General features: G+C 59.9%; 25 protein-coding genes and 1 riboswitch. Of the genes, 11 read left to right on the plus strand and 14 right to left on the minus strand.

What is annotated here, in order from left to right:
- Window positions 1-22 precede the first annotated feature (22 nt).
- The 3 genes from ACEN9A_RS03725 to ACEN9A_RS03735 form a co-directional block, all read right to left on the minus strand.
- Window positions 23-964 (minus strand): MerR family transcriptional regulator, encoded by a 942-nt coding sequence (locus ACEN9A_RS03725; protein WP_258613129.1) that lies wholly within the window; start codon window positions 962-964, stop codon window positions 23-25.
- A complete protein-coding gene (locus tag ACEN9A_RS03730; protein ID WP_019651158.1) occupies window positions 964-1926 on the minus strand; it encodes a YbgA family protein in 963 nt (320 codons plus the stop codon). Before ACEN9A_RS03730 ends, ACEN9A_RS03725 begins: the two co-directional genes overlap by 1 nt.
- A 154-nt stretch (window positions 1927-2080) precedes the next feature.
- Window positions 2081-3067 (minus strand): NAD(P)/FAD-dependent oxidoreductase, encoded by a 987-nt coding sequence (locus ACEN9A_RS03735; RefSeq protein ID WP_019582382.1) that lies wholly within the window; start codon window positions 3065-3067, stop codon window positions 2081-2083.
- A 196-nt stretch (window positions 3068-3263) separates the two neighbouring features.
- Between ACEN9A_RS03735 and ACEN9A_RS03740 the strand changes: the two genes are divergently transcribed.
- Window positions 3264-4166 (plus strand): TIGR01777 family oxidoreductase, encoded by a 903-nt coding sequence (locus ACEN9A_RS03740; RefSeq protein ID WP_026346026.1) that lies wholly within the window; start codon window positions 3264-3266, stop codon window positions 4164-4166.
- Between the two features lie 13 nt (window positions 4167-4179).
- Complete coding sequence (hemH, locus tag ACEN9A_RS03745) at window positions 4180-5202, plus strand: ferrochelatase (RefSeq protein WP_258672380.1); 1023 nt, start codon at window positions 4180-4182, stop codon at window positions 5200-5202.
- Window positions 5203-5379: 177 nt separating this feature from the next.
- Here hemH and ACEN9A_RS03750 read toward each other — a convergent pair whose 3' ends face one another.
- Both ACEN9A_RS03750 and upp read right to left on the minus strand, forming a co-directional pair.
- Window positions 5380-6654, minus strand: coding sequence for a uracil-xanthine permease family protein (locus ACEN9A_RS03750; RefSeq protein ID WP_018929585.1), 1275 nt, complete (start codon window positions 6652-6654; stop codon window positions 5380-5382).
- 2 nt (window positions 6655-6656) lie between these two features.
- On the minus strand, window positions 6657-7295 hold the full coding sequence (gene upp, locus ACEN9A_RS03755; protein WP_007939777.1) for a uracil phosphoribosyltransferase: 639 nt from the start codon (window positions 7293-7295) through the stop codon (window positions 6657-6659).
- A gap of 176 nt (window positions 7296-7471) precedes the next feature.
- Between upp and ACEN9A_RS03760 the strand changes: the two genes are divergently transcribed.
- A complete protein-coding gene (locus ACEN9A_RS03760) occupies window positions 7472-8029 on the plus strand; it encodes a hypoxanthine-guanine phosphoribosyltransferase (protein ID WP_007939779.1) in 558 nt (185 codons plus the stop codon).
- Window positions 8030-8130: 101 nt separating this feature from the next.
- Here ACEN9A_RS03760 and dauA read toward each other — a convergent pair whose 3' ends face one another.
- Window positions 8131-9852: a C4-dicarboxylic acid transporter DauA gene (dauA, locus tag ACEN9A_RS03765; protein WP_258672381.1), complete on the minus strand. Its 1722-nt coding sequence runs from the start codon at window positions 9850-9852 to the stop codon at window positions 8131-8133.
- Between the two features lie 151 nt (window positions 9853-10003).
- On the opposite strand from dauA, the gene ACEN9A_RS03770 reads away from it, so the two are divergent.
- Window positions 10004-10489, plus strand: a complete 486-nt coding sequence (locus ACEN9A_RS03770; protein WP_019651163.1) for a hypothetical protein — start codon at window positions 10004-10006, stop codon at window positions 10487-10489.
- Between the two features lie 63 nt (window positions 10490-10552).
- Window positions 10553-10840, plus strand: a complete 288-nt coding sequence (locus ACEN9A_RS03775) for a PA4642 family protein (RefSeq protein WP_019651164.1) — start codon at window positions 10553-10555, stop codon at window positions 10838-10840.
- Window positions 10841-10995: 155 nt separating this feature from the next.
- Here the strand turns inward: ACEN9A_RS03775 and mqo are convergent, their stop codons facing one another.
- Window positions 10996-12504, minus strand: coding sequence for a malate dehydrogenase (quinone) (gene mqo, locus ACEN9A_RS03780; protein WP_018929589.1), 1509 nt, complete (start codon window positions 12502-12504; stop codon window positions 10996-10998).
- A 741-nt stretch (window positions 12505-13245) separates the two neighbouring features.
- The gene (locus tag ACEN9A_RS03785; protein WP_019651165.1) at window positions 13246-13479 is read right to left on the minus strand and encodes a hypothetical protein; all 234 of its coding nucleotides are present in this window, start codon (window positions 13477-13479) and stop codon (window positions 13246-13248) included.
- A 185-nt stretch (window positions 13480-13664) separates the two neighbouring features.
- Between ACEN9A_RS03785 and ACEN9A_RS03790 the strand changes: the two genes are divergently transcribed.
- Window positions 13665-14249, plus strand: a complete 585-nt coding sequence (locus tag ACEN9A_RS03790) for a YajG family lipoprotein (RefSeq protein WP_007939787.1) — start codon at window positions 13665-13667, stop codon at window positions 14247-14249.
- A 79-nt stretch (window positions 14250-14328) separates the two neighbouring features.
- Here ACEN9A_RS03790 and ACEN9A_RS03795 read toward each other — a convergent pair whose 3' ends face one another.
- Window positions 14329-14535 (minus strand): hypothetical protein, encoded by a 207-nt coding sequence (locus ACEN9A_RS03795; RefSeq protein WP_018929592.1) that lies wholly within the window; start codon window positions 14533-14535, stop codon window positions 14329-14331.
- Between the two features lie 194 nt (window positions 14536-14729).
- Between ACEN9A_RS03795 and ACEN9A_RS03800 the strand changes: the two genes are divergently transcribed.
- Entirely contained in the window at window positions 14730-15008 is a 279-nt protein-coding gene (locus tag ACEN9A_RS03800; RefSeq protein WP_007939791.1) for a hypothetical protein, read from the plus strand.
- Between the two features lie 232 nt (window positions 15009-15240).
- On the opposite strand, the gene ACEN9A_RS03805 is transcribed toward ACEN9A_RS03800, so the two are convergent.
- On the minus strand, window positions 15241-16407 hold the full coding sequence (locus ACEN9A_RS03805; RefSeq protein ID WP_033047169.1) for a 1-acyl-sn-glycerol-3-phosphate acyltransferase: 1167 nt from the start codon (window positions 16405-16407) through the stop codon (window positions 15241-15243).
- A gap of 138 nt (window positions 16408-16545) precedes the next feature.
- Between ACEN9A_RS03805 and ACEN9A_RS03810 the strand changes: the two genes are divergently transcribed.
- The 3 genes from ACEN9A_RS03810 to ACEN9A_RS03820 are packed head-to-tail and all read left to right on the plus strand — an operon-like array spanning window position 16546 to window position 17660.
- A complete protein-coding gene (locus ACEN9A_RS03810) occupies window positions 16546-16728 on the plus strand; it encodes a CPXCG motif-containing cysteine-rich protein (protein ID WP_018929594.1) in 183 nt (60 codons plus the stop codon).
- A 12-nt stretch (window positions 16729-16740) separates the two neighbouring features.
- Window positions 16741-17001, plus strand: coding sequence for a putative signal transducing protein (locus tag ACEN9A_RS03815; protein WP_007939795.1), 261 nt, complete (start codon window positions 16741-16743; stop codon window positions 16999-17001).
- A 35-nt stretch (window positions 17002-17036) separates the two neighbouring features.
- Window positions 17037-17660, plus strand: coding sequence for an SOS response-associated peptidase (locus ACEN9A_RS03820; RefSeq protein ID WP_007939796.1), 624 nt, complete (start codon window positions 17037-17039; stop codon window positions 17658-17660).
- Between the two features lie 22 nt (window positions 17661-17682).
- Here the strand turns inward: ACEN9A_RS03820 and ACEN9A_RS03825 are convergent, their stop codons facing one another.
- On the minus strand, window positions 17683-19824 hold the full coding sequence (locus ACEN9A_RS03825) for a methyl-accepting chemotaxis protein (RefSeq protein WP_019651166.1): 2142 nt from the start codon (window positions 19822-19824) through the stop codon (window positions 17683-17685).
- Between the two features lie 275 nt (window positions 19825-20099).
- Between ACEN9A_RS03825 and ACEN9A_RS03830 the strand changes: the two genes are divergently transcribed.
- A complete protein-coding gene (locus ACEN9A_RS03830) occupies window positions 20100-20918 on the plus strand; it encodes a M48 family metallopeptidase (protein WP_018929596.1) in 819 nt (272 codons plus the stop codon).
- Window positions 20919-21047: 129 nt separating this feature from the next.
- Here ACEN9A_RS03830 and ACEN9A_RS03835 read toward each other — a convergent pair whose 3' ends face one another.
- The 3 genes from ACEN9A_RS03835 to ACEN9A_RS03845 all read right to left on the minus strand — a co-directional run bounded on the left by ACEN9A_RS03835 (window position 21048) and on the right by ACEN9A_RS03845 (window position 23897).
- Window positions 21048-21632, minus strand: coding sequence for a TMEM165/GDT1 family protein (locus tag ACEN9A_RS03835; RefSeq protein ID WP_026286682.1), 585 nt, complete (start codon window positions 21630-21632; stop codon window positions 21048-21050).
- A gap of 91 nt (window positions 21633-21723) precedes the next feature.
- A riboswitch (yybP-ykoY riboswitch) is annotated at window positions 21724-21848 on the minus strand.
- Between the two features lie 51 nt (window positions 21849-21899).
- Window positions 21900-22898 (minus strand): methyltransferase, encoded by a 999-nt coding sequence (locus ACEN9A_RS03840; RefSeq protein ID WP_413388031.1) that lies wholly within the window; start codon window positions 22896-22898, stop codon window positions 21900-21902.
- A gap of 33 nt (window positions 22899-22931) precedes the next feature.
- On the minus strand, window positions 22932-23897 hold the full coding sequence (locus ACEN9A_RS03845) for a 2-hydroxyacid dehydrogenase (protein ID WP_204125520.1): 966 nt from the start codon (window positions 23895-23897) through the stop codon (window positions 22932-22934).
- Window positions 23898-24143: the final 246 nt, after the last annotated feature.

Below are 24143 nucleotides of genomic sequence, written 5' to 3' on the forward strand. Positions count from 1 at the left end.
ACGATTCATCAAAAAAGCGCCATTAAATGAGCCCGCGCTGTATCAGGTCCAGATGGGCCGATAACGGGTTATCGGCCAGGATCAAATCAGCAATGGCGGTGTTTTTTGCGGACAAATCGGCGTGGTGGATGCACACCGTTGGTCCGGCGATCATTTTTGGGCAACTGACGCCATTCAAAAGTTTCGACAATTTTGCAAGATTCATGGCTTTGCTGGAATACAGCAGGACGCCGCGGGCTTGCAGGTGATCGACCGCCAGCGTCAGTTCGCCGGCCGGGAGTGGCCAGTCGAAAACTTCCACCGGGCAATCGGTGCTGCTGATCAGCCAGGCGGTGAGCCATAGATGAGGTTCCAGAGGCAGGTCCGATTGATTGATCAGCAACAGCGGCGCAGTACGTAACTGGCGGTTGTTGTGGTAAATCCTCGCGCCGAATTTGCTGCGCAACCAGGAATAGACAAACACCCGCTCCATCTGCGCGCCGAACTGACCTTGCCAGCGTTGTTCCAGTTCCGCCAGCCACGGCATCAACAGGTGTTCACACAAGGTGCGTGGCGGATACAGCGCCATCGCCTGGTTTACGGTGTCATCGAGGGTGCGTTCGGCCAGTTGGGTAACGGCTTGTAGCAGTGTCTGGCGCAACACCAGCCAATCGTTTCCGACGGGCTCGGCAAGTACCTGAGGCGTGTCGAGCAGTTGCTTGACCTGACCGACCGCCACGCCGCGATTGAGCCAAGTGAGGATCGTCAGGATGCGTTGAACGTGTTCGGCACAGAACAGCCGATGCCCCTTGGGAGTACGCTGAGGCACGATCAGCCCATAGCGCCGTTCCCAGGCGCGCAAGGTGACGGCGTTGACTCCGGTCTGCCGGGCCACTTCACGGATGGGCAGCCAGCCTGCGTCCAGGGCCTTTTTGAAGTCGGTGCCGAGGTCTTCGCTGGCGCTGGTGTCCGGTGGGGTTTTCATTAGATTGCGTTTCGCAGGCTGAGGTTTTCCGGGTGCGGTTGCAGGTAAACCTGTTGCGCAATGTATGGATCCGGGTGCTGGCGAAAGTAGTGTTTGAGCAACGTCAGCGGTACCACCAGCGGCACGATGCCGTGACGATACTGGCTGATCACATGCTGCACTTCCTGTTTGTCTTCAGTGCTGATGGCCTGTTTGAGATAGCCGCTGAGGTGTTGCAGGACGTTGGTGTGGGTGCGGCGCGTGGCGCATTTTTTCAAGGCCGCCATCAGTTCGCTGAAATAGCGCGGGCCGATGACTTCAGGAGCGGTCCGGCCCATGTTGCCGAGCAGGTTTCCCAGGGTTTTGTATTGCACCGGGTTGTGGGCCATTAACAGGTATTTGTAGCGCGAGTGAAAATCCGTGAGGCCGCGCCGGGTCAGGCCGGTTTGCAGCAACTGCTGCCAGGCGCTGTAGGCGAATACGCGGGTAAGGAAGTTTTCCCGCAGCACCGGATCGTTGAGCCGGCCTTCTTCCTCCACCGGCAAATCGGGATGCAGCGCGCAGAAGGTCCGGGCGTAAATGCCACGGCTACCGCCGTCCACCGGCGCGCCGTTGGCGTGGTAGACCTTGACCCGCTCCAGACCGCACGAAGGGGATTTCTGCATGAAGATATAGCCGCAGATGTCGCCCAGTTCCAAAGCCATTTTCCGAGCATATTCGGCCAGCGGCCGGGTGACGTTGTTTTCAGGATTGACCGTGCCGACCGCCTGCGGATGTTCAGGGTTGCCGACCAGTCGGATCGGTTCGCGAGGGATTCCCAGGCCGATGGCAACTTCCGGGCACACCGGGACGAAATCGAAATAATCGGAAAGGATGCTGCTGCACAGCCGTGACGTCTTGTGCCCGCCGTTATAGCGCACCTCGGCCCCCATCAGGCAGGCGCTGATGGCGATTTTGGGTGGGGTCGCTGATTGTGCAGGCATCGGAGCACCTCGAATCCAGACCTGTACGGATTACTAAATCTGTACAACATCTGCTCAGCATAGATTCAAAGGTGTACAAGTCAATTTTTTTGTATAGGTTTTTTCAGGGCTGCTGTCCGTGTCGACAGCAGCAATGTGCTCGAATCGAGGCGGTTCACTGCAGGTGTTCGTGCAGACGGCGGGCCGCTTCCTGGCCACTGAGCCAGGCGCCTTCGACACGGCCGGACAGGCACCAGTCGCCGCATACATACAAGCCCAGATCAGCATCAGCCAGGGCACCCCACTCATGGCTGCTGGCCGGACGAGCGTAAAGCCAGCGGTGAGCGAGGCTGAAAGTCGGTGCAGGCATGGCGTCGTGCAGCAGTTCGGCAAAGGCACCATGCAATTGCTCGATCACCGCTTCCTTGGACAGATCGATATGTTGCCGGCTCCAGGCGCTGGTGGCGTGCAGCACCCACGTGTCGAGGGTGTTGTCGCGTCCCGGTTTGCTACGATTGCGCGCCAGCCAGTCGAGGGGGCTGTCCTGCACGAAGCAGCCTTCGATCGGGGTATCCAGTGGCGTGTCGAAAGCCAGGGCGACCGCCCAGGTCGGCTCCATTTTTACCCCGGCGGCGGCCCCGGCGAGTTTCGGCGCGGCGGGCAGCAGCGCGGTCGCCTGAGGGGCTGGCGTGGCAATCACCACATGACTGAACGGCCCGTGGGTGAAGCCTTCGGCGTCTTGCAGATGCCAGTGCTCTTCACCGCGATAGACCTCGGTGATCCGGCAGCTGAACTGCACTTCCAGGTCACCGAGCAGCGCACGGGTGATGGCGCTCATGCGCGGCGTGCCAACCCAGCGTGTCTGTTCGTCCGGCGAGGGGCTGAGTTGGCCGCCGTGGTAGGTATAGAGCTGCGGTGTCCACACGGCAACCCAACCGTTGGCTTGCCAGCGCTGGACTTCGGTAACGAAGCGACGGTCGCGGGCAGTGAAATATTGCGCGCCCATGTCCAGAGCACCCGCATCGCTGCGCTTGCTTGACATGCGTCCGCCACTGCCGCGGCTTTTATCGAACAGATGAACGACATGCCCGGCCTCCGTAAGGGCCTGGGCGGCTGAGAGTCCGGCGATGCCGGTGCCGATGATTGCGATAGGTACAGTCATAGGGGCCTCGTTTGCCTTTCTGTACAGACTACGCCGTGGTTCAAACCTGTACAATATTGTTTTTTGGTATAACTTTTAGCGTTCTCGTTCTGAGAGCTTGGCCTATTGTTAAACACAGAACCTGCCCGATACCAAAGATCCCTGCTTATAAAAATAGACTAGTGATCCGGGTAAAACGCCACGCGAGGAAGATGTCATGCACATATTGCTGACCGGCGGTACTGGTTTGATAGGACGTCAGCTCTGCCGACACTGGTTGAGTCAGGGACATCACCTCACGGTCTGGAGTCGCACGCCCGCTAAAGTCGCCAAAATCTGCGGCACTCAGGTACGGGGAATCGCACGGCTTGAGGATTTTGGGCCAGAACCGGTGGATGCAATTGTCAACCTTGCGGGGGCGCCGATCGCCGATCGGCTCTGGACCCACAAACGCAAAGCGCTGTTGTGGAGTAGCCGGATCACCCTGACTGAAACCCTGTTGGCCTGGCTCGAAAGTCGGGAGCAGAAACCGCAGGTGCTGATCTCCGGCTCAGCGATCGGTTGGTACGGCGACGGCGGCGAGCGGGAGTTGACTGAGCAATCGCCACCGGTCATCGATGATTTCGCCAGCCAGTTGTGCATCGCCTGGGAAGAAACCGCGCAACGTGCCGAGGCCTTGGGCATTCGCGTGGTTCTCATCCGTACCGGGTTGGTGTTGTCCGCCGAGGGCGGCTTTTTGTCGCGGCTGTTGTTGCCGTTCAAGCTGGGGCTGGGCGGGCCGATCGGCAGCGGTCGGCAGTGGATGTCGTGGATTCATATCGAAGATCAAATCGCCCTGATTGATTTTCTTCTGCATCGTAATGGGGCCAGCGGTCCCTATAATGCCTGCGCGCCCAAACCGGTGCGCAATCGCGAGTTCGCCAAAACGTTGGGTGACGTGTTGCATCGTCCCGCGTTCATGCCCATGCCGACTCTCGTCTTGAAGGTCGGCCTGGGCGAGTTGTCATTGTTGTTGCTGGGGGGGCAGAAGGCGATGCCGGCTCGCTTGCTGGAAGCGGGTTTCACTTTCCGGTTCACTGATTTGCGCGCGGCATTGGACGATCTGTCCGGCCGCCTCTGAAATAGGACGTTGCATGACCGATCACGCGTTGCTTCTGGTCAACCTGGGTTCACCTGCCTCCACCTCGGTGGCGGATGTGCGCAGTTACCTCAATCAATTTCTGATGGACCCGTACGTGATCGACCTGCCTTGGCCGGTGCGGCGTTTGCTGGTGTCGTTGATTCTGATCAAGCGCCCGGAACAATCGGCTCACGCTTACGCGTCGATCTGGTGGGAGGAGGGCTCGCCACTGGTGGTGCTCAGCCGTCGCCTGCAGCAGGCCATGACCCGGCAGTGGACTCACGGGCCTGTTGAGCTGGCGATGCGGTACGGCGAGCCGTCCATTGAGTCCGCGCTGCTGCGGCTGGCTGCCCAGGGGCATAAGAAAGTGACCCTGGCACCGCTCTATCCGCAATTCGCCGACAGCACCGTGACCACGGTGATCGAAGAAGCCAAGCGCGTGGTGCGCGACAAAAAGCTCGACATGCAGTTCTCGGTTCTTCAGCCGTTCTACGATCAACCGGAATACCTCGATGCGTTGGTGGCTAGTGTCAGGCCTTATCTGCAACAGGATTTCGATCATCTGCTGCTGAGCTTCCACGGTTTGCCGGAACGTCACCTGAAAAAGCTCAATCCCGGGCACAGCTTCGAGGGTGGCGGCGATTGCTGCGCCGGTGCGCCACCGGAAGTGGTCGCGACCTGCTACCGCGGTCAGTGCCTGCGCACGGCCGCAGAGTTTGCCAAGCGTGTGGGCCTACCGGACGGCAAGTGGTCGGTATCGTTTCAGTCGCGTCTGGGTCGGGCCAAGTGGATAGAACCCTACACTGAAGCTCGCCTCGACGAGTTGGCCAAAAGCGGCGTGAAGAAAGTCCTGGTGATGTGCCCGGCGTTCGTTGCCGATTGCATCGAGACGCTGGAGGAGATCGGTGATCGCGGGAAGGAGCAATTCCGCGAGGCGGGAGGGGAGGAGTTGGTGCTGGTGCCTTGCCTCAACGATGAGCCACAGTGGGCGCGGGCGCTGAGCGCCTTGTGCGAAAGGGCGCCATTGGTTTTGTAGGAGCATACATTGAAGTGAAGGCGGGCTGGTTGTGGCGAGGGAGCTCGCTCCCGCTGGGTCGCGAAGCGGCCCCAAAATCTTTGCAGTCAATGAAGATTTTGTGAGTGCTGCGCACTGGTGCGCCAGCCCGGTCAAGCGGGAGCAAGCTCCCTCGCCACAGGGGATTGAGTCGCCTGCTTACAACAGCGGCTCATCCGCCTTCTTGTGCTTCCAGCTGTCATTGCCCGGCAGCAACAGGTTCAGTGCAATCGCCACCACCGCGCACAGCGCGATGCCTTTGAGGCCGAAATCGTTCTGGCCGGTACCGGTGCCGACCAGCATGCCGCCAATCCCGAACACCAGCGTCACCGAGACAATTACCAGGTTGCGTGCTTCGCCCAGGTCGATCTTGTGGCGGATCATGGTGTTCATGCCCACCGCGGCAATCGAACCGAACAACAGGCAGAGAATCCCGCCCATCACTGGCACCGGGATGCTTTGCAGCAGCGCGCCGAATTTGCCGATGAACGCCAGGCTGATGGCGAAGATCGCCGCCCAGGTCATGATTTTCGGGTTGTAGTTCTTGGTCAGCATCACCGCACCAGTCACTTCGGCGTAAGTGGTGTTGGGTGGGCCGCCGAACAGACCGGCCGCGGTGGTGGCAATGCCATCGCCGAGCAGGGTGCGGTGCAGACCGGGCTTTTTCAGGTAGTCGCGACCGGTCACGCTACCCACGGCAATCACGCCACCGATGTGCTCGATGGCCGGGGCCAGGGCCACCGGAACGATGAACAGAATCGCCTGCCAGTTGAATTCCGGCGCGGTGAAGTGTGGAATCGCGAACCACGGTGCCACGGCAATCTTCGCGGTATCGACCACGCCGAAATAAAACGCCATGGCAAAACCCACCAGCACACCGGAGATAATCGGCACCAGGCGGAAAATACCTCTGCCGAACACCGCGACGATCAGGGTGGTCAGCAGCGCCGGCATCGAAATCATCATCGCCGTTTGGTAATGAATCAGCTCAGTGCCGTCGCCCGCCTTGCCCATCGCCATGTTGGCGGCAATCGGCGCCATGGCCAGGCCGATGGAGATGATCACCGGGCCAATCACCACCGGAGGCAGCAAACGGTCGATAAACCCGGTGCCTTTGATCTTCACCGCAAGGCCGAGGAAGGTGTAGACGAACCCGGCCGCCATCACACCGCCCATGGTCGCCGCCAGGCCAAATTGGCCCTTGGCGAGAATGATCGGGGTGATGAAGGCGAAGCTCGACGCCAGGAACACCGGCACCTGACGCCCGGTGACGATCTGGAACAGGATCGTCCCTAAGCCTGCGGTGAACAGCGCCACGTTCGGATCGAGGCCGGTAATCAGCGGCATCAACACCAGGGCGCCGAAGGCCACGAACAGCATCTGCGCGCCGGACAGTACCGTGCGCCAGAGCGGATCGTTGAACTCTTGCTGCATGGTCACGCGTCCTTCTGCTTGGTGCCGAAGATCTTGTCACCGGCATCGCCCAAGCCTGGGATGATGTAACCGTGTTCGTTCAGTTTCTGGTCAATGGAAGCGGTGTAGATGGTCACGTCCGGGTGAGCCTTCTCCACTGCGGCGATACCTTCGGGAGCGGCCACCAGGACCATCGCGCGGATGTCCTTGCAGCCGGCCTTCTTCAGCAAATCGATGGTGGCGACCATCGAGCCGCCGGTGGCCAGCATCGGGTCGATGATCATCGCCAGGCGCTCGTCGATTTCCGGCACCAGTTTTTCCAGATAGGTGTGGGCTTCGAGGGTTTCCTCGTTACGGGCCACGCCCACGGCGCTGACTTTGGCGCCCGGGATCAGGCTCAGCACGCCTTCGAGCATGCCGATACCGGCACGCAGGATCGGCACCACGGTAATTTTCTTGCCGGCGATTTTCTCCACCGACACCGTGCCGCACCAGCCTTCGATGTCGTAGCTTTCCAGCGGCAGGTCTTTGGTGGCTTCATAGGTCAGCAGGGCGCCGACTTCCTGAGCGAGCTCACGGAAATTCTTCGTGCTGATGTCGGCGCGGCGCATAAGGCCAAGTTTATGACGGATCAGCGGATGGCGGATCTCACGGATGGGCATGGGGAAAGGCTCCGGCGGCGGGCAAAAAAACCGGCCTAGATTAATCTATCCGAGGGTGTTGTCCTATAGACATACAGTACGTTAGTCCACAAACGCTTGATCTGGCCGTGCGGGATGCGTACCTTTGCCCGCTTTTCCGAATCCGTCCCTCCCCCTCAAACCCCTTGGAGAGCGCCATGTCCGCTGATCTCGAGCATATCCGTCAAATCATGCGAGAGGCTGACTGCCTGTACACCGAAGCTGAAGTCGAGGCGGCCATCGCCCGCGTCGGTGCACATATCAACGAACAACTGGCTGAAAGCAATCCGGTGGTGTTCTGTGTGATGAACGGCGGCCTGATTTTCGCCGGCAAGCTGCTCACCCATCTGCAATTCCCGCTGGAAGCGTCCTACCTGCACGCCACCCGCTATCGCAACGAAACCAGCGGCGGCGAGCTGTTCTGGAAAGCCAAGCCGGAAGTTTCGTTCATCGACCGTGACGTGCTGATCATCGACGACATCCTCGACGAAGGTCACACCCTGGGCGCGATCATCGATTTCTGCAAACACGCCGGCGCCCGCAAAGTGCACACCGCCGTGCTGATCGACAAGGACCACGACCGCAAGGCTCGCCCGGACCTGAAGGCCGATTTCGTCGGCCTGCCGTGCATTGACCGTTACATCTTCGGTTATGGCATGGACTACAAAGGCTACTGGCGTAACGCCAACGGGATTTTTGCCGTTAAAGGCCTGTAAGCAGGGTGACTGTCTGGGGGCGGCTTCAGCCGCCAGACACGTTGATGCTTGAAGGCAGATCTCCCATCCGAATGCGTGCGCAGTTCGCTTGAACCGCGCGTTCAGTCCTGCCCGACGAGCCAGCATTCACTTTTGCGTCGAGCCTGTTCCAGGTTGTTCACGTAAGCCAACTGACGCTGCTCCCGATGGATGCCCGCGCGCCTGAGTTTCAGGCGCACGCGCGCAGCCGTCCCGACCAGAATCAGGCCGATGCCGTCGGTGCGGTAATCCCTGAGGATATTGTCGAAGGCTGCCAACGCCGTCATGTCCAGCATGGACACGGCACTCATCTCGACAATTACCACTTTGACCTCCGGGCTGAATTTGCGCAGCACGCCCAGGGCTTTTTCCGCCGCACCGAAAAACAACGGCCCGCGTATCGCATAGCAACGAACATGCTCCGGCAAATCCTGTAAGGCTTGATGGAACTCTCGAGGCAGTTCGGCGGTGTCCGTGAGGTCGCTCATGCGCTTGACGAACAACCCGGCGGCCAGCAACAGCCCTACGGCAACGGCGAGCACCATGTCGAACAGCACTGTCAGGCTCAGGCAGGTCAGCAAGACCAACACATCGCTGCGTGGTGCGATGCGCAAGGTGTGCACGACATGCCGGGCCTCGCTCATGTTCCACGCCACCATCACAAGCAATGCTGCCAGTGCGGCCATCGGCAAGTAGCTGAACAGCGGGGCGAGGGCGAGTATCGCCAGCAGCACCACCGCACTGTGGATAATTGCCGCCAATGGCGAAAACGCCCCGCTGCGTACGTTGGTGGCGCTGCGGGCAATCGCCGCGGTGGCGGTAATACCGCCGAACAACGGTGCGACCAGGTTACCAATGCCTTGACCCAGGAGTTCGGCGTTGGGGTCATGTTTGCTGCCCGTCATGCCATCGGCCACCACCGCGCACAACAGCGATTCGATGGCACCGAGCATGGCAATGGCGAACGCTGGCGCCATTAATTGGCGGATCAGGTCATAAGACAAATGCAGCGGCTGACCATTGGGCCCCGGCAAATTCCACGGCCAGTCGAAGCTCGGCAGAAACGGCGGAATGCCGGGGTGGCTGACGCCGTCGACGATATAGCTGAAGCGCTCGCCCAGCGTCGCAATCGGTAACCCGCCGCTTTCCAGCGCCAGCCCCAACATTGCGCCGACGGCCAGCGCCACCAGATGCCCCGGAACCCTTGGCACAAACCGCGGCCAGACGATCAGAACTGCCAGGCACATGACACCGATGATCCCGTCCCCCAGACGGGCGCTGGGCAATGCCTGGAGCAGCGCACCTAATTGCTCGATGTAATGTTCGGCATGCCCGGTGGTACTCAGGCCCAGCAAATCCTTTAGTTGGAGTGTGGCGATGACAATGCCGATCCCGGCGGTAAAGCCCAGGGTCACCGGATAAGGAATGTACTGAATCAGCCGCCCGGCCCGAATCAGCCCCAAGGCAATCAGGATTGCCCCTGCGAGCATGGTGCAAAGCAGCAGGCCACCCAGGCCATATTGTTGGGTGATCGGCAGCAGTATCACCACGAACGCGGCTGTCGGCCCGCTGACATTGAAACGCGAGCCTCCCGTCAGGGCGATCAGCGGGGCCGCGATCAGCACCGTATACAAACCTTGCTGGGGCGCTACTCCCACCGCAATCGCCAGGGCCATGGCCAGGGGAATGGCGATAATCCCTACCGTCACCCCGGCACTGATGTCGCCGCGCAATCGTCTGAGGCTATAACCTGCACGCAGGGTTTGACGCCAGGCGGCGAATAACGGGGGGATGGAGAATGGCATAGGAACTCCACAGTAGACGGCACGCCGTCGAGATAGGGCTGAAGGCTCTTTCAGTATGCCCAGCGTTGTCTTTGAGAGTATTGATCTGGATCGGTTATTCGCCCGATTGATCATCATGCTAGAGTGCTCGGCCTCGTCCCTGGAGCCTGTCATGAGTCTTTTGATCCGCAGCTGCGCCGCCCTGATGTTGGTCTTCAGCCTACCCCTGGCCGCTGCCCCGGCACCGATGCACGTGCAGTTTTTACCCCCGGACGACCTGACCCTGCGTGAAGCCGAACCCGAACAGCAACAACTGTTGCAGGTCACCGAGTATTCGGTGGTCCTCGGCAGCCAGCGTCAGTCAAACCAACAACCGATCCCGGTCACCTCACCGTTGCTGATCCGCCTCAAGGGCAAACCCTTGAACAAGGGCGCGACCATCAGCCAGGTGCTGGTCAACTTCGATGGTGAAAGCAAAAGCCTGAAAAAGCCGATCTACGACAACAAAAGCAAAACCCTGACCCTCTATTACCCGCTGGCCCAGTACCGCGTGGTGATCGACTTGCTGCGCAACGACACGGTGTATTGCCAGTTTCTGAGTTACGCCAACGGCCATATCTGGGCCGATCTGCACACCGGTAGCGTTCGTCCGCGTTGAGCCCGGCATCAAGGCAGGGGTAAACTGCCCGCCCTGTGAAATGTCTGCGAGCTGGAGTCGGCAATGCGTAAAGATAAGAAGCAAGTGATTGGTGACGAGATCGGCGATGCGCAGATCAAACTGTTCCTCGATTTCGAGCCGGTCGACGCCACTTCACCGTCGTTGCACAAACTGATCAAGGCGTACCGCGGCCTGCGCATCGATGACTTCGAGCGTTTTCTGACGTTCTTTGTCGAAGCCGGCTACGATCTGGACGGCAAGGATGAGCACGGCAATAACTTCGTGGCCCTGATCCAGGATCAGCGCAACGCGGCCGAGTACATCGAGCTGATCGAAAAAGCTCGCGGTTAAGATCAAAAGATCGCAGCCTCGCTTCGCTCGACAGCTCCTACAGGTGTAGCAATCCATTTGTAGGAGCTGTCGAGCGAAGCGAGGCTGCGATCCTTTAACGGCATAAAAAAACGCCCCGCCCTCAATGAGGACGGGGCGTTTTTTATGCGGCTGAATCAAGCGTAGCTTTGGGTTTCGCTGCTTGCTTCAACCAGTTCCAGTGCGACGTTGTTCTGCGCATTGATCTTGCGATACAGCGCAGCGTCGGTTTCCAGGACTTTCTCCCGAGCCGGGAAGATTTCCGCCAGTTTGGCAGCCCACTCGCCCTTGGCCTTGTTCGGGAAGCATTTCTCGATCAATTCCAGCATGATCGACACGGTCACCGAGGCGCCTGGCGAGGCGCCGAGCAGAGCGGCAAGGGAACCGTCCTTGGCCGCGACCAGTTCGGTACCGAACTGCAGAACGCCGCCTTTCTTCGGGTCTTTCTTGATGATCTGCACCCGTTGGCCGGCCACTTCCAGGCGCCAGTCTTCGGCTTTCGCTTCAGGGTAGAAGCGACGCAGGGATTCCAGGCGCTGCTCCATCGACTGCATCACTTCGCTGACCAGATACTTGGTCAGGTCCATGTTGTTTTTGGCCACGGCCAGCATTGGACCGATGTTGCCGGCGCGGACCGACATCGGCAGGTCCATGAACGAACCGTGCTTGAGGAACTTGGTGGTGAAACCGGCATAAGGTCCGAACAGCAGGGACTTTTTGCCATCGACCACACGGGTGTCCAGGTGCGGCACGGACATTGGTGGCGAACCGACCGCGGCCTGGCTGTAGACCTTGGCCTGGTGGTGCTTGACCACTTCCGGGTTGTCGCAACGCAGCCACTGGCCGCTGATCGGGAAGCCGCCGAAGCCTTTGCTTTCTTCGATGCCCGACGCTTGCAGCAGCGGCAGTGCCGCGCCGCCGGCGCCAAGGAAGACGAATTTGGCGTCGACTTCGCGGGTATTGCCGCTGTTGACGTCCTTGATGCTGACGGTCCAGCCGCCGTTGTTACGCTTCAGGCCGGTGACGCGCTTGCAGTACTTGACCTGGGCATCGGGCGCGCTGGTCAGGTGCTTGAGCAGTTGGTTGGTCAGGGCGCCGAAGTTGACGTCGGTGCCGTTCATCACGCGGGTGGCGGCGAGGACCTCGTCAGCCGGACGGCCCGGCATCATCAGCGGCATCCACTCGGCCATCTTGGCTTTGTCTTCGGTGTATTCCATGTCCGAGAAGGCATGGTGCTTGCTCAGGGTCTTGAAGCGTTCCTTGAGGAAGGACACGCCATTCTCACCCTGCACGAAGCTCAGGTGCGGCACCGGGCTGATGAACGATTTGCACGAACCGAAGGTGCCTTTCTTGGTCAGGTAGGACCAGAACTGCTTCGACACCTCGAACTGGGTGTTGATGTGCACGGCTTTCTTGATGTCGACGGTGCCGTCAGCGGCCTGCGGCGTGTAGTTCAGCTCACACAGCCCGGCGTGACCGGTACCGGCGTTGTTCCACGGATTGGAACTCTCCGCGGCACCGGAATCCATCAGCTCGACGACTTCCAGCTTGATCGCGGGGTCGAGCTCTTTGAGCAGTACCGCAAGGGTGGCACTCATGATGCCGGCCCCAACCAGTACTACGTCGACTGCTTCGTTATGCGCCATTTAACGCGTCTCCAAAATCTGCAGCACCAAATTGTCGGCATAGCTGCCAGGAGTGACGGGGCGTGTCAGTGATGCCCCAGGTACCCATGGCCAGGATCGCCATGTCCGAATCTTCGCAATTTTTCGCAACTTCGACGGATGCATGCGGCCTGGCTTCAAGAGTCACATGAACTCATTTCGGCGCGCGGCTGGCAATTCGACTTATGGTCGAGACATCCGTTTGTGCAACCAAATCCGTAGCGGACAGGCTTCAGGCTCCGGTGTTCGAGGAGTACTCGGTCCTGTGTCGTTGGGCTGTTGTAGACGCTAATGGTGCATGTTCAGACGCAAAACTATTCATTTGCTCGCCACACTCTTGTGAAGTTGTGAAAACCCGTTTTTTTCACGCTCTTTTGAAGACGTGAACCTCAAAAAAGGGCTGTCCCAGCCTGGCACCGCGCCCGGATGGATTGCCGCCATGGGGTGCATGGGCGGCAAAAACGGGCAAACAGCTCAGTGACCGAGCGTTATGACAGCTCTGCAGATTCGCGAAAAGTGGGGGTTTTGCTTGAGAAACAGCAAGCGCGCCAGCTTCACTCGATCTGTGTGGGCGGCTCTCTGTGGGCGGTTCGGGGTGTCAATACCGAGGCATTGAACGATGCTGCGAGGCCCGATCAGGAGACGTCCTTATAATCGGGGGGAGATTGTAACGAAGAAACGCAGGGAAATGGTCGTGTTTAATGACTTTTATTAGGCGTCCGGTCAGGTGGTCAGCAGTTGCTGCGCACGTGCACGTGGTTGGTGCTGGCTGACAAGGGCGCTGGCGGGCAGGGGATGGTGCAGCCAGTTGAGGCGAATTTCTTCGATTTCGACCCAGCCATCGCCCATAGGCTGGAGGCTGCACTGCTTGAAGGCCTGGCAGTGGCCATTGCGGTCGAGCAGGGCGAAGCTGCGGTGCAGCGGGCGTGGCGCGAACAGCGAGATGAGAAAACGCATGGCAACGTACCTACTGGGATGACTGCCATAAAGGTTGCCAGCGGGCGGTGACAAAGGTGTGACAGGAACCGCGCTGCGCCGGGTTTGTCAGAGATTTCAGTAATCGTTGCGCGAAGCTAGTTCGCCGCAGTGGCGCACCGCTATACTGCGGGCATTGTTAGTTGCCTGATTCTGGAGAGAAGAGCATGTTGCAACGCCTGTTGTTCGGTTTGATCACTGTGACCAGTTTGACCCTCGTCGGCTGCGCCCACAGCCCGCAACAACTGAACCCGGAACCCAAGCTGACGGCTCAGCTGGCGCCGATCGGCCACGGTCAGCCGGTGGTGGTGCGTGTGGTGGATGGTCGTCCATCGCCAACCCTGGGGACCCGTGGCGGTCTGTACCCGGAGACCAGTGCGATCACGGTGCAGGGCGCGCAGATTCTGCCGAAGCTGCAGGCTCAGGCTGAAGCAGCCGTGCGGTTGCTGGGCTTCACGCCGACGGCCAATGCGCTGAATGCGCCGCAATTGACGGTGACCCTGGCCGAGCTGAAGTATCAGTCGCCCAAAGAAGGTTTGTATGTGACTGAAGCAACAATTGGCGCGACGTTCCGTTCCGATGTGCAGAATGCCAACCGTCGTTACAGCGGTCGCTACGGCGCGTCGCTGGATCAGCGTTTTGGCATGGCGCCGAATCAGGAAACCAATACCAAGCTGGTCAGTGATGTGCTGAGTGATGCGTTGACCCGCTTGTTCAAGGACCCGACGATTGGTCAGGTGCTTGGCGAGTAACGGTTTGTAGCTTGTTTAAAGAACCCGGCGCCAGTGATGGCGCCGGGTTTTTTTGTGCCTGCCGTTCCAGCAAGGGAAATCAAGCCGCTTGCGAATAGAAGTCCAGAACACTCACCCCGGTCAGCAAATCCGTCTCCGGCAAATCCGCATGTTGATGCCCGCCCAACGCGCAATACACCAGCCAATGCCGGTCCTGTACATTGAAGGCGAGGCTGCCGACTAAGGTTTGTTGTTCGTCGCTTTGGGCAATGAGGTAAAGACGATCCTGGTTTTCGGCGTGGAGCATGACGCGGTCCGTGTCGGTTTCGAGGGGCGACAGACTGGCGGATTCAGATGACGGCGCCGTGACACAGGACAGCTATCGGTCAAATGGTTTCGTTATTTGTCGGAAAGCCGGGGCAGGCCGGAGCGCTTTCGGTAGAATTCGCGCCGCGGTCGTCGGTTGGGCGTCTGCCACACTGGTTCTGCCTGAGGTTTGTGATGTCGCTGCAATTGATTTCGCTCTTTACCGCTCATCCCGCCAAACTGATCAACCTGCTGGCCTTGCTGTTCGCCTGCCCGGGCGGCTGGTTGCTGCACGCCACCCGTCGTCGTGAACAGCGCGCGATGGCCAGTATCGAAGCCCAGCGCCAGAGCCGGCCCAGCGAAGAGCCGACGCTCGATTGGGCGACCTTGCGCATGAACCGGTTTTTCTATCGCTTCGGTTTTGCCTGCCTTGGGATGGCGCTGCTGGTGTCGTGGGTCAGTACTCGGGTCTGAAGTCCTGACACAAGACCCTGTGGCGAGGGAGCTTGCTCCCGCTCGGCTGCGCAGCAGTCGTAAAGCCTATGCTCGCAGTGTGTCTGATACAGTGGGGATGGCTGCATTTGGGGCCGCTTCGCAGCCCAGCGGGAGCAAGCTCCCTCGCCACAGTTACAGTGACTGACTGACCTGCTGCATCAAGACAAAAAAACGGCGCCCGAGGGCGCCGTTGTCGTATCCAGCCATTACCCTAAAGAGGTAACCCGGCCTTGACCCGATACTGATTACGCACCGGCATCGCATATTGCAGCACCAGGAACGGGCGATGTTCCTCAGGGCAAGCTTCCAGCCGACGCTGCCATTCTTCCTGAGCCTTGGCCAGTTCATCTGCCGCAAACAGCTCGGCCGCTTTCGGCACCTGCAATTGCGGGTCGGCGTCTTTCCACTGCGCATACGCCAGGTAATGCACCGGGAATAACCGGTAACCGCCCAGAATCTGCCTGTCCATTTCGATCGCCAATTGCTTGGTGTCTTCGAACAGTTCGGTGATCGGCGCGGCGAAGTTCACGTGGACCCGGCCTTTGTAACCGGTGATGCCCTTGGCGATGCTCACGTCATCCTCGCCCGGCGCCTTGGTGTAGGTGCCGGTAGTGGCGCGAATGTACAGCTCGCGGGCCTTGGCCTGGTCGCAGGGGTCGTACTCGTAGCTGATCGACACCGGGGTGAGGTTCAGCGAGCGGATGACTTCGCCGAACGGCTCGTCCTTGCGGCTCATGTGGAACATCTTGAGGATCGCCGACTCGGTGCGGTCGTCGCCGTCCTTGGCCCGGCCTTCAGCCTGAGCAATCCAGATCGAGGCGCAATCGTTGCGGATCGAGTGATTGATGTAGGCCGACAACAATTGATACGCCGCCATTTTCTCGCGTCGACCGGTGATCGAACGGTGCACGATGAAGCTCTTGTTCAGGCGCATCAGGTCGCTGACAAAAGGCTTCTGCAGCAGGTTATCGCCAATGGCGATGCGTGGGGTCGGCAGGCCGGCGTGGTACACGGCGTAGTTGACGAAGGCCGGGTCCATCACGATGTCGCGGTGGTTGGCGATGAACAGGTAGGCACTGCCGGACTTGAATTGCTCCACGCCGGTGTAGGTCACCCCGTCCGTGGCGCGCTCGATGGTGTGGTCGACGTAAAACTCGACTTTGTCCTGCAACGTGGCCACCGACGTGACGTCGGCGAACTCACGGCGCAGCCGATGCGCTATAAGAGGTTTGAGCATCCAGCCGAATGCACCGGCAAAACGCGGGAAGCGGAAGTGGGTGAGGATATCTAGAAACGCCTTGTCGCCGAGCAGCCGTGCCAGCACCGCTGGGACTTCGCTGTCGTCGTAAGGTCGGATGGCATCGAATTCGCCCATCATGCTCTCTTGTTAGAAACGGCTAGGGTAAGTAAAGGTATTGATCGAAAACCAACGGGGCACGGTCTGAAAGGTAGTCAGACAAAAATAGCCCTGCAAATAGACCGGCGATTATACGCACAAGTCACCTGGGAGACCGCGATGCTGGAAACTGCGCAGTATGAATGTCCGTATTGCGGTGAAGAAGTCGAGGCTGTTCTGGATTTGTCTGGCGGTGATCAGACCTATATCGAGGACTGTCCGGTGTGTTGTCGTCCCATTACCTTTGTCTTGCAGGTTCACGGCGAGGAATGGCATCTCGACGTCTACAGCGAAAACGAATGAAGGGGTTCGCCCATGCAGCGTATCTACGAGCCGGAAAACCTGATGGAAGGCGAATTGCTGTTGAGCATGCTGGCCAGTGAAGGCATCGAGGCGCATCTGGTGGGCCGGGATTTGATCGGCGGTACCGGGGAATTGCCGATATTCGGCCTGCTGGGTGTATCGGTCGATAACGACCAGGCGCAATACGCGCGGGAACTGATCGCCGCGTACAATGCCGCGCTGCCGCTGTCCGGCGATGAACCGGACAGCTTTCCCGGCACGCTGGTCTGTTAGGCTGACGTTCGTTTGATCAAGAGTCGTATTGCCCCATGTGTGGACGTTATGCCCTGTTTCGCTGGAACCCCGCCTTCGCAGCCCTGCCCGGATTTCCCGCCGATCAGCAGGCCCAGTGGAATATTTCTCCCAACGATTCGGTGTTGATGCTGCGTGCCGGTGCAGACGGGCAGCGTGAGTTGGCCCGCGCCCGCTGGGGCCTGACGCCGCCGTGGCTGACCGACCTGTCGCGCACACCGGCCCATGCCCGTGCCGAAACCGTTGCCGAACAGCCGATGTTTCGCGAAGCCTTGCGCCTGCGCCGTTGTCTGCTGCCGGCCAATGGTTTTTACGAGTGGCGCGGCACTACGCGCAAACGTCCGTACTGGCTGACGCCGGGGGAGGGCTCGACGCTGTACTTCGCGGCGATCTGGGAGGCGTATCCAGTACAAGAGCAGGTATGGCTGAGTACGGCGGTGATCACCCAACCTGCTTCGAGTCAGCGTCGGCCGTTGATACTCGATGCAGCGGGGCAGGAAGCCTGGCTCAATCCTGAAACCCCGCTACATGCCTTGCAGGCGTTGCTGGCCAGCGAACCCGCGGCGCTGCGCGAGCGGGTGCTGGCGAACATGGTGAATGATCCGAAGCTCAATGGGCCGGAGTGTTTGACCCCGGGCTAAGTGATGCCTTGGCTTTTTAGCCCTAAACCTTGAACTGATTGATCAACCGCCGCTGCTGTTCCGCCAACTTGGTCAAATCCGCACTCGCTGCGCTCGATTCATCCGCACCGCCAGCCACTTCATTGGCTACTTGCCCGATGTTGATCACGTTGCGGTTGATGTCATCGGCCACCGCGCTCTGTTCTTCGGCGGCGCTGGCGATCTGGGTGTTCATGTCGTTGATCACCGACACCGCTTGGGTAATGGTTTCCAGCGCTTCGGCCGCTTTCGCCGCGTGCTGCACGCTTTCATCGGTGCGGTTCTGACTGTCTTCCATGACCCGCACCACATCGCGGGTGCCTTGTTGCAGTTGCTGGATCATGGTCTGGATTTCTTCCGTGGCCTTCTGGGTTTTCTGCGCCAGGTTGCGCACTTCATCGGCCACCACCGCAAATCCTCGACCCTGTTCACCGGCGCGCGCCGCTTCGATGGCCGCGTTCAAGGCCAGCAGGTTGGTCTGCTCGGCGATGCCGCGAATGGCCGTCAGGATCGCGTTGATGTTTTCGCTGTCCTTGGCCAGGGTCTGCACCACGCCGACGGCTTTGCCGATTTCGATGGCCAGCACACCAATCGAATTCGACGTATCCCGGACGATTTGCATGCCTTGCGCCGCCGCCTGATCCGCATGACTGGCAGCTTGCGCGGCCTGGGTGGCGTTGCGCGCCACATCCTGGGCGGTGGCGGTCATTTCGTGTACGGCGGTGGCGACCTGATCGATCTCGGCCATTTGTTTGTGCACACCGATGTTGGTGCGAATGGCGATGTCCGCGGTATGTTCCGACGAGTCGCTGACGCTCTGCACCGATGTCACCACTTGAGTAATCATCGCCTGCAACTTGGCCAGGAAGGTGTTGAAGCCCTTCGCGATCGAACCCAGTTCGTCGCTGCGGTCGCTGGTCAGGCGGCGGGTCAGGTCGCCTTCGCCCTGGGCGATGTCATCGAGCATGGTCACCATCTGCTTCAGCGGCCGGGCAATGCCGTGGCCCACCAGCCAGATCACCAACAAACCAATGCCGGCGATCAGCAGGCCGACCATGGCCATGCCAAAGGTGTCGGACTTGCGCTGTGCGTCCAGGTCACCCTGAAGTTTTTGCAGGTCGGCCATCACCGCGTTCAGCGGCAGTTGCAGCATCAAGGTCCAGCGGGCGTCGGTCTGGCCGATGCCGAAGGGCAGGTACAACTCGATCCGGCCCTGGGCCTTGTCGACGGTGTAAGTCACTTCGCCGCGCTTGAGATTGGCCATGTTGGCAATCTGTTTGCTGTCGAGGATGTCGCTGACTTTTTCGCCGAATTTGCTCGGGTCTTTGGTGTAGGCGACGATCCGGCCATTACCGCCGATCAGGGCCATTTCCCCGGCGCCGCTGTACAGTTTCTGATTCGCCCCCAGGAGCATTTCCTGGATGAAGTTCACCGACAGGTCAGCGCCGACGATGCCCTGGAACGCGCCGTTGAGCATGATCGGTTCAATGAAGGAAGCGAGCATGACGATCTTGTCGCCGACCTTGTAGGGCGCCGGATCGATCACGCAGGATTTTTTGGTTTCCTTGGAACACAGGTAGTACTCGCTGGCGCGCACGCCGGTGGACAGGGTTTTCTGGTCGTCGACGTCCACCAGTTTGTCCAGGCCCAGGCTGCCGTCTTCGTTACGGAACCACCATGGCAGGAAACGCCCGTTACTGGCGTCGATGCCGACTACTTTGGTGTCGACGTAGGCCGCATCGTTGTGGTCGAGGGCGTTTTTTTCCCACCCAATGTAGGTACCGAGAATTTTCGGGTTCCGGGCGACGTTTTCCTTGATCAGGCTGATCAGTTGCTCGCGGCTAAGGCTCAGTTGCGGCTGGCCGTCGGCGCCCGGTGTGCCGATCAATGCGTTGACCCGCACCAGACCGCCGGCAATCAGCAGCGGCGCTTCGAGTTCGCGCTGGATCTGGCTGACCTGGGTTTGCGCCAGCGACGTCAGGCGCTGTTCGATGACTTGCTCGAACTGCGCCTGAGTCCGTTGCTGGACCATGTCTTGGGTCCGGGCGCCGGAAAACAGCGCGTACAGCACCAGGGCTGCGACAACGCTGAGCACAATGGCGCCGGCCAGGGCGGCAACGGAAAACTGGATCGACTTGAATTTCATGGGTGCTCCGCACGCAAGAGGACGTCTGCAGAGCTGTATCGGCACTGGGGCGGTGGGGCATGAGCCAGGTGTAACGAACTGGCTGTTTTAGAGTGCTGGATGTCGTAAATGAATCATTTGCTGGCCGTGATCAGCCGCGGCGGACGCTGTTGTGTGAATTTTTTCCTACGGTGACCGGGGCTTTGTCTGAAATGTACGTGCTACACGTCCGTTGTATCTAGCGCCGATACAAATCCCCACCTAGGATACGCGGCATGTTTCCAGGGAGCTTCTTGATGAGTAAGACATTGGTTTTGTGTGCACTGAGTGCAAGTCTGCTGCTTGCCGGTTGTCAGTCGGTCAACACCACCAGCGGTGGCGCCGTGGGCGTTGAGCGCACGCAATACATGTTCAGTATGTTGTCGACCTCCGAGGTCAACCAGATGTACGCCCAGTCTTATCAACAGACCATCGGGGAGGCGAGCACCAAAGGCGTGCTGGATAAATCCAGTAACAATGCGAAGCGCGTCCAGGCCATCTCCAATCGCCTGATTGCCCAGGCACCGGTGTTCCGTCCGGATTCGGCCCAGTGGCAATGGGAAGTGAACCTGATCAAGAGCGACGAGCTGAATGCCTCCTGCGGGCCTGGCGGCAAGATCATTTTCTACAGCGGGCTGATCGACACCCTGCAACTCACTGATGACGAAATCGCCGCCATCATTGGCCATGAAATCGCTCACGCCTTGCGCGAGCACAGCCGTGAAGCGATGTCCAGGGCTTACGGTCTCGAAATGGCCAAGCAGGGCGCCGGTGCGTTGCTCGGTCTGGGGCAGGACAGCCTGGCTCTGGCGGACACCGTGGCCAAATACGGCATGACCTTGCCCAACAGTCGCGAGAACGAAAACGAAGCTGACTTGATCGGTCTCGAACTGGCCGCCCGCGCCGGTTACAACCCGAACTCTGCGATCACCCTGTGGAACAAAATGAGCAAGGCCTCGGAAGGCGCGCCGCCAGAGTTCTTGAGCACTCACCCGGCGTCGGCCAGTCGGATTGCGTCGTTGCAGGCGGCGATTCCTAAAGTCATGCCGTTGTACGAGAAAGCCAGGAAATCCTGAGTAAGTGATCGTTCCCACGCTCTGCGTGGGAATGCAGCCATGGGCGCTCCGCGTCCGCTTTAACGTCGTGACGCGGAGCGTCACCGGATGCATTCCCACGCCGAGCGTGGGAACGATCGGGTTGTTGTGTCAAACCCAGCCACTGCTCTGCATCGCCTTGTACACCGCGACAATCGCCAGGATGAAGAACGCCGAGGCTGCCAGGCGGCGGATCAGGGTCAGAGGCAGTTTTTCCGCGGCAAAATTACCCGCCAGTACCACCGGCACGTTGGCAATCAACATCCCGGCGGTGGTGCCGAGGATCACCAACCACAAATCCGGGTATTGCGCGGCGAGCATCACGGTCGCGACCTGAGTCTTGTCGCCCATCTCCGCGAGGAAGAACGCAATCAGCGTGGTCAGGAACGGTCCGAACTTGCGGGCGGTGCTGGCTTCGTCTTCGTCCATCTTGTCCGGCACCAGGGTCCACAACGCGGTGGCGGCGAAGCTCGCGGCGAGGATCCAGTGCAGCGTCGCATTCGAGAAGAAACTGCCGAACCAGGCGCCTACCGCACCGGCCGCCGCGTGGTTGGCCAGGGTCGCGGCGACGATGCCGGCAATGATCGGCCAGGGTTTGCGAAAGCGTGCCGCGAGAATGAGCGCGAGCAGTTGCGTCTTGTCGCCGATTTCGGCCAAGGCAACGATTGCGGTGGGAACGAGTAGAGAGTCCAGCATCATCAGGGTTTTCCTAAGGGGCGGGTCGACACGGCTATGACACGTACAGCCTTCCCGCCCCGGGTAAGGTGTTCGTGTCATAGGTCTTGTCAAACCCTGCGATCCGTCTGATGCGGACGCGTGGGTCGCATACGCCATGGTCTGAGGACCAAGTATGTTGACGTATGCCGGACGAGCATGGCGCTCGTGGGAGACTACTCCCCTAGGACGGAGCGGATTCTGCCTAGGCAAATCCGATTGGGCAAGCCCTCTTTTGCAAAAGCGTTTTTAGCCGCGCTTGGCCCGGTAGATTCGGAAACCCTGGCCTTCAGCCTTGATTGCACACACGCCCAAGTGCTCTTCGATCAGTGGCTGATACTTCAGGAAGCTATTCGCTACCAAGCGCAGTTCGCCGCCGTTTTTCAGATGTTTAGCCGCTTTTCGCAGCAAGTTCTCTGTGGCGAAGTAGTCGGTGTGTACGCCGACATGGAACGGTGGATTACTCAGAATCGCGCTCAAGCCCATGGGCGCTGCGTCGATGCCGTCACCGGTCAGCACTTCCGCTTCCAGACCGTTGGCGGCCAGGGTCAGGCGACTGCTGGCGGCGGCAAATGCGTCGACATCGAGCAAGGTGACCTGGTTGTGCGGATAACGCCGCTTGACCGCAGCCCCCAGCACGCCTGCGCCGCAACCGAAGTCCAGCAAGTGGCCGCCAGGCAGTTTGTCCAGATGCTCCAGCAACAGGGCGCTGCCGCGATCCAGTCGACCGTGGCTGAACACGCCCGGCAGGCTGATGACTTTCAACGGCCCTTCGGCCAATGGCAGTTCATAGGTCTGGGCCAGGCTTTCCAGCGACTTGGCTTCTGGCGCATTGGCCACGGTGACCTGCCAGAACTGGCAATGCCGTGCGCTGTCGAGCTTGCGTGGTTTGCCGAAGGGGTTCAACTGCTTGGCCGCGCCTTCGATGCCGCTGCGTTTTTCGCCGACCAGATACAACTCACGACCGGCCAGACGAGAGGCGAGGGCGTTGAGGATATAGTCGGTCAGGTCCTTGGACTTGGGCAGAAACACCACGGCGCTGTCGAATTCGCGCTCGGGCGCATTCACGCCAAAATGGCTGCGCCCGGCGAAACGGGCGTCCAGTGCTGCTTGATCACCGGCGTGCCAGCACCAGCCGTGGGCATCGGGCAAGCGACCCAGCAAGTCGTCGGCGGGCAAACCGGCCAGCAATACCGAACCCTGGAACAACTCGGCCTGACGAAGCAGTACTTCACTGCGCGGATCCATACTCTGCTCCTTGAAAAAAAGTGCCGCAGTTTATCAACTGACGACCCGCAGCGCTTTACCGCTGAAATAAGCCTGAGCGTTTTCCGTCAACTGGCCAACGATTCGCTGCCGTGCCTCGCGGCTGCCCCAAGCGTTGTGCGGGGTGACGATCAGCCGTGGAATGTCCTGGGCCAGCAGCGGGTTGCCCGCAGTCGGTGGTTCGACACTCAACACGTCGGTGGCCGCGCCGCCCAAGTGGCCGTTGCGCAGGGCGTCGGCCAATGCTTGTTCGTCGATCAAGCCGCCGCGCGCGGTGTTGACCACGAAAGCACCGGGCTTCATCGAGGCCAGTTCACGGGCACCGATGAAGTGTCGGGTGTGTTCGTTGAGCGGGCAATGCAAGGTCAGGGCGTCGATTTGCGGCAGCAGTTCGTCCAGCGGCAAGCGATCCGGGCGGGCAGGGCGGCCCGGAATCTGCCCCAACAAGACGCGCATGCCGAACGCTTCGGCCAGCCGCGCGACGGCACCGCCCAGCTCACCGTGTCCGAGCAAACCGAGGGTTTTGCCTTCGAGTTCGACGATCGGGTAATCCAGCAGGCAGAACTGTTTCGCCTGTTGCCAGCGACCTTCGGCGACGGCTTTTTGATAGTCGCCCAGGCGCGTCGCCAGGTTCAGTAACAACATGATCGTGTGCTGAGCCACCGACGGCGTGCCGTAGCCCTGGCAATTGCAAACAGTGATTCCGTGGGCGCGGGCTGCAGCAAGGTCGACGTTGTTGGTGCCGGTGGCGGTAATCAGGATCAGCTTCAACTCGGGGCTGGCCGCCATGGCCGCCGCATCAATCAGGATTTTATTGGTGATGGCGACAGTGGCGCCTTTGAGGCGTTCGATCACCTGCGCAGGCGTGGTCTGGGCGAACAGCTGCAAGTCGCTGAAGCACTCGCGTAGTGGGCTGAGGTCGAGATCGCCGAGGTCCAGGGACGGATGGTCGAGGAAAACGGCGCGGCGAGAGTTCGTCATCAACTGTACCTTTTGTGCATTGAACTGAAGGCGTAATCTGCCGAGCCTACCAGATGAATGTAGTGCCTGGTCTGGCACAAAACCTGTGGCGAGGGAGCTTGCTCCCGCTCGGCTGCGAAGCAGTCGCAAACCGGATAACGCGGTATGCCTGACAATACTCGGTCGCCTGGGTTAGGGCCGCTGCGCAACCCAGCGGGAGCAAGCTCCCTCGCCACAGATATGAAACGTGGCAAATAGGTGAGGTTT

This window comes from Pseudomonas sp. Pseusp18 (assembly GCF_059506005.1).

What these genes read in the sequence shown, in the direction of transcription:
- hemH (WP_258672380.1), top strand. Translation starts at nt 4,180, where the DNA reads ATGACCGATCACGCGTTGCTTCTGGTCAACCTGGGTTCACCTGCCTCC.
- ACEN9A_RS03800 (WP_007939791.1), top strand. Translation starts at nt 14,730, where the DNA reads ATGTCGCTGCAATTGATTTCGCTCTTTACCGCTCATCCCGCCAAACTG.
- ACEN9A_RS03790 (WP_007939787.1), top strand. Translation starts at nt 13,665, where the DNA reads ATGTTGCAACGCCTGTTGTTCGGTTTGATCACTGTGACCAGTTTGACC.
- ACEN9A_RS03805 (WP_033047169.1), bottom strand. Translation starts at nt 16,407, where the DNA reads ATGATGGGCGAATTCGATGCCATCCGACCTTACGACGACAGCGAAGTC.
- upp (WP_007939777.1), bottom strand. Translation starts at nt 7,295, where the DNA reads ATGCCCATCCGTGAGATCCGCCATCCGCTGATCCGTCATAAACTTGGC.
- ACEN9A_RS03785 (WP_019651165.1), bottom strand. Translation starts at nt 13,479, where the DNA reads ATGCGTTTTCTCATCTCGCTGTTCGCGCCACGCCCGCTGCACCGCAGC.
- ACEN9A_RS03820 (WP_007939796.1), top strand. Translation starts at nt 17,037, where the DNA reads ATGTGTGGACGTTATGCCCTGTTTCGCTGGAACCCCGCCTTCGCAGCC.
- ACEN9A_RS03830 (WP_018929596.1), top strand. Translation starts at nt 20,100, where the DNA reads ATGAGTAAGACATTGGTTTTGTGTGCACTGAGTGCAAGTCTGCTGCTT.
- ACEN9A_RS03835 (WP_026286682.1), bottom strand. Translation starts at nt 21,632, where the DNA reads ATGCTGGACTCTCTACTCGTTCCCACCGCAATCGTTGCCTTGGCCGAA.
- ACEN9A_RS03735 (WP_019582382.1), bottom strand. Translation starts at nt 3,067, where the DNA reads ATGACTGTACCTATCGCAATCATCGGCACCGGCATCGCCGGACTCTCA.
- ACEN9A_RS03810 (WP_018929594.1), top strand. Translation starts at nt 16,546, where the DNA reads ATGCTGGAAACTGCGCAGTATGAATGTCCGTATTGCGGTGAAGAAGTC.
- ACEN9A_RS03845 (WP_204125520.1), bottom strand. Translation starts at nt 23,897, where the DNA reads ATGACGAACTCTCGCCGCGCCGTTTTCCTCGACCATCCGTCCCTGGAC.
- ACEN9A_RS03760 (WP_007939779.1), top strand. Translation starts at nt 7,472, where the DNA reads ATGTCCGCTGATCTCGAGCATATCCGTCAAATCATGCGAGAGGCTGAC.
- dauA (WP_258672381.1), bottom strand. Translation starts at nt 9,852, where the DNA reads ATGCCATTCTCCATCCCCCCGTTATTCGCCGCCTGGCGTCAAACCCTG.
- ACEN9A_RS03840 (WP_413388031.1), bottom strand. Translation starts at nt 22,898, where the DNA reads ATGGATCCGCGCAGTGAAGTACTGCTTCGTCAGGCCGAGTTGTTCCAG.
- ACEN9A_RS03825 (WP_019651166.1), bottom strand. Translation starts at nt 19,824, where the DNA reads ATGAAATTCAAGTCGATCCAGTTTTCCGTTGCCGCCCTGGCCGGCGCC.
- ACEN9A_RS03775 (WP_019651164.1), top strand. Translation starts at nt 10,553, where the DNA reads ATGCGTAAAGATAAGAAGCAAGTGATTGGTGACGAGATCGGCGATGCG.
- ACEN9A_RS03815 (WP_007939795.1), top strand. Translation starts at nt 16,741, where the DNA reads ATGCAGCGTATCTACGAGCCGGAAAACCTGATGGAAGGCGAATTGCTG.
- mqo (WP_018929589.1), bottom strand. Translation starts at nt 12,504, where the DNA reads ATGGCGCATAACGAAGCAGTCGACGTAGTACTGGTTGGGGCCGGCATC.
- ACEN9A_RS03725 (WP_258613129.1), bottom strand. Translation starts at nt 964, where the DNA reads ATGAAAACCCCACCGGACACCAGCGCCAGCGAAGACCTCGGCACCGAC.
- ACEN9A_RS03730 (WP_019651158.1), bottom strand. Translation starts at nt 1,926, where the DNA reads ATGCCTGCACAATCAGCGACCCCACCCAAAATCGCCATCAGCGCCTGC.
- ACEN9A_RS03750 (WP_018929585.1), bottom strand. Translation starts at nt 6,654, where the DNA reads ATGCAGCAAGAGTTCAACGATCCGCTCTGGCGCACGGTACTGTCCGGC.
- ACEN9A_RS03795 (WP_018929592.1), bottom strand. Translation starts at nt 14,535, where the DNA reads ATGCTCCACGCCGAAAACCAGGATCGTCTTTACCTCATTGCCCAAAGC.
- ACEN9A_RS03740 (WP_026346026.1), top strand. Translation starts at nt 3,264, where the DNA reads ATGCACATATTGCTGACCGGCGGTACTGGTTTGATAGGACGTCAGCTC.
- ACEN9A_RS03770 (WP_019651163.1), top strand. Translation starts at nt 10,004, where the DNA reads ATGAGTCTTTTGATCCGCAGCTGCGCCGCCCTGATGTTGGTCTTCAGC.